Source organism: Nakamurella sp. (genome assembly GCF_048594475.1).
Classification (GTDB): domain Bacteria; phylum Actinomycetota; class Actinomycetes; order Mycobacteriales; family Nakamurellaceae; genus Nakamurella.
Window position 1 is genome coordinate 1 of sequence record NZ_JBMDXT010000223.1, and the last position, 2,211, is coordinate 2,211.

3 protein-coding genes are annotated in these 2,211 nt (G+C 76.5%); all 3 read right to left on the minus strand.

Going from position 1 to position 2,211, the window contains the following annotated elements; genetic code table 11:
• The coding region (locus tag ACOJUF_RS10510) for a DUF998 domain-containing protein (RefSeq protein ID WP_420121801.1) at positions 1 to 327 on the minus strand (327 nt) is incomplete at its 3' end.
• Positions 297 to 1,382, minus strand: a complete 1,086-nt coding sequence (locus ACOJUF_RS10515) for a P1 family peptidase (protein ID WP_420121802.1) — start codon at positions 1,380 to 1,382, stop codon at positions 297 to 299. The genes ACOJUF_RS10515 and ACOJUF_RS10510, both read right to left, overlap by 31 nt.
• A gap of 37 nt (positions 1,383 to 1,419) precedes the next feature.
• A partial coding sequence (locus ACOJUF_RS10520; RefSeq protein WP_420121803.1) for a M20 family metallopeptidase occupies positions 1,420 to 2,211 on the minus strand: 792 nt, incomplete at its 5' end.

Sequence of the window (2,211 nt, forward strand, 5' to 3'; positions counted from 1 at the left end):
GGACATCGCTCCCCCGCCGTCGTCGGTCCGCACGAGCGCCATCACAACGGCGCCGGCGAACCCGGCCCACAGCAGCCCGGCCGCCGCCCGGCGGGCCGGCGCGCCCGCCGGTACCAGCGACGGCAGGAGCAGCAGGGGCGCGGCGGCCAGTGTGATCGCCCACACGGTGAAGACCCAACCGGTCGGCCCGAGGCCGTACTGGGAGACCGAGATCTCCGGCGGGAACGGGTCGCCGGCCAGCACCTGCATCGCGACCCAGAACACCCAGCCGGCCACGGCGCAGGCCCGGCCGGCGATCAGCGTGCCCCGTGCACCACGTCCTGCCACGACGGCCATTGTCCGGCCGGTGTGACGACCGAGTCCGCGGCCAGCATCGCCCGGACGATCGCCCGGCTCACCGCGTTGGCCGCCTCGACGGTGATCCGCCGGTAGGTCAGGGGGTCCGGCACCGGGCCCCTTGCCGTCGCCACGCCGAAGACGATGTCGCCGTCGTCCATCGTGTGGACGGGGTTCAGCGCCCGGGCCATGCCGTTCTGCGCGACCGCGGCCATCTTGGTGCACTGCACCTTGGTCAGCGCCGCGTCGGTGGCCACCACCACGAGCGTGGTGTTGCGGGTGACCCCGGCATCGGTCGCCGGGTCGGGCCCCGGGCCGAAATCGAAGCCGGTGACGTCCGGGCTGGTGATGGCCAGCAGCCGGTCCCGGGCGGCCGGGCCCGGCACAGGCAGATCGGGGGCGTCGCCGGGCAGCAGCCACGGCTCGCCCAGCAACCCGCCGGTGCGCGGATCCAGCGGGCTGCCGGCCGCGTTCACCGCGGCCAGCGCGGCCACGACCGCGCCGCCGGGCAGCACCACCGAGGCGGTGCCGATGCCGGCCTTGAGCCCGGCGGCCACCGCGCCGGTACCGGCCCCCACGCTGCCCTGCCGGGGCCCACCCGCCGGGCTCGCGCCGGCCAGCGCATCGGCCAGCGCCGCCGCCCCGAAGGCGGCATCGGGCCGGGACCGGTAGGAGCCGCCCCGGCCGAGGTCGAACAGGGAGGCGCCGGGGACCAGGGGCACCACGGCGTCCGGGTGCGGCCCCACCCGCAGGCCGACCCCGCGCGCGGCCAGGTGGTCGGCCACGCCGGTGCCGGCCGACGTGCCGAAGGCGCTGCCACCGGACAGCACGATCGCGTGCACCCGCTCGACCGAGGCCGTCGGGCCGAGCAGGTCGGTCTCCCGGGTGGCCGGACCGCCGCCGCGCACGTCCACGCCGGCGACCATGCCCTCGTCCGGGCCCAGCACCACCGTCGTGCCCGTCAGGAACCCGTTCCCGACGGCGGTGTGGTGGCCGACGCGCAGGCCGTCGACGTCGGTGAGGGCGTTGTCAGGGCCCGGCCTCATCGGTCCTCCCGCCATCGGTCCCGCCGTGCTGCGCCGATCATCGTCCCACCGAATCGGGTCGAACCGTCGCCGATCCGGGACGTGGGTCGGAGCGATCACCGCGGTCGGGGTCGAGGTCAGGGTCAGGGGCCGATCCGGCCGGGCCCGGTGGTCCGGTCAGGAAGTGCCGGGCCGCGGCGACATAGGCCCGAATGCTGCTCAGGATGTCGGCCACCTCGACGTACTCGTCGGCCTGGTGGGCGATCCACTTGCCGCCGGGGCCGTAGACGACGGTGGCCAGGCCGGCGTCCCGGGTGAGGATCGTGCCGTCGGTCGCGCCGGGCACGCCGCCGACGACCGCGTCGACGCCGGTCGCGGCCCGGTGCCCGGCCAGCATGGCCTGCACGACCGGTTGGTGGACCGGGGTGTCGACGGGCGGCCGGTCGTCGACGACGGTGAGCTCGACGCCCAGCCCGGCGTCGTGCGCGATCCGGCCGGCGGTGTCGGCGAGATGGGCGAGCAGCACCCGGTGGTCGACGGCGGGGACGGTCCGGATGTCGACCGCCAGGGTGGCGGTGGCCGGCATGACGTTGATCTGCTCCGGGTCGCCGGCCCGCAGCACGGTCGGGGTCAGGCAGATGGGTCCGAGCAGCGGGTGGTCGCCGTGGGGCGACCGGAGCACGTGCGGGGTGTCGGCCAGGGCGGCGAGCATGGTCCCGACGGCCGGCAGCGGGTTGCGCCCCATCCACGGCATCGCGCCGTGGGCCATCGCTCCGGTGAACGCGGCCTCCAGCCGGATCGCCCCCTTGGCCACCGGGCAGACCTCCCCGCCCTCGGGCTCGCAGACGAT